The sequence below is a fragment of the Rhodococcus sp. MurmanLake-1 genome (assembly GCF_056945715.1).
Map to the genome: position 1 here is coordinate 1 of NZ_JBWZNF010000055.1, position 996 is coordinate 996.

At 43.6% G+C, this 996-nt stretch carries 1 protein-coding gene; it reads left to right on the plus strand.

The window, feature by feature from the left end; all coding sequences use genetic code 11:
• Positions 1-19: 19 nt before the first annotated feature.
• Positions 20-996 (plus strand): stage V sporulation protein AD (spoVAD, locus tag AC2ETI_RS32550; RefSeq protein WP_431168151.1); only part of this gene is annotated, 977 nt, incomplete at its 3' end.

Sequence of the window (996 nt, forward strand, 5' to 3'; positions counted from 1 at the left end):
TCAATGGGGAGGGCTATAAATGTTACAAGGACACCGAACGTGGGTATTTGAAAACAAACCAGTCATTATCTCAACAGGGGTTGTCGGTGGACCATTTGAAGCAAAGGGGAACATCCCAGAAGACTTCGATATCCTTCATGAAGATTTATGGCTTGGACAAGATTCCTATGAAAAAGCACATAAAATTTTATTCGAAGAAGCTTGTAGCCGCGCTACTGAAAAAGCAGAACTTCGTAAAGACGATATTCAATTCGTACTCGCAGGAGATTTAATTAATCAAATCACTCCAACAAGCTTTGCTTGCCGCACACTTGGCACTCCTTATCTCGGACTATTCGGGGCTTGCTCTACTTCTATGGAAGGTTTAGCACTTGGGGCAAGTATCGTAAATGCAAAAGGTGCAAAATATTTATTAACTGGAGCTTCAAGCCATAATACTGCTGTAGAAAAACAATTCCGCTACCCTACCGAATACGGCGGACAAAAGCCGCCTACTGCACAGTGGACAGTAACCGGAGCAGGAGCCGCTATTTTAAGCGATACTGGACACGGTCCAAGAGTAACCTCTGCAACAATCGGACGAGTGATTGATATGGGATTAACGGATCCGTTTAATATGGGAGGCGCAATGGCTCCAGCTGCAGTTGATACAATTGAAGCCCATTTACGTGAACGCCAAATTGATGCCTCTTACTACGATTTAATCGTAACAGGCGATCTCGGACATGTAGGACGCGAAATTGCTTATGACTTACTACATAAACACGGAACGAAAGTAACGAGCGAACAATTTCAAGATTGCGGAATTATCATTTACAGAGAAGGACAACCTGTCATAGCTGGTGCTAGCGGGCCTGGATGTTCCGCAACAGTCGTTTACGGTCATTTATTAAACCGAATGAAAAGAGGAGAGTTCAAAAAAATACTTGTCGTTGCGACAGGCGCTTTACTATCTCCACTTACATTCCAACAAGAAGAAACGATTCCGTGTATCGC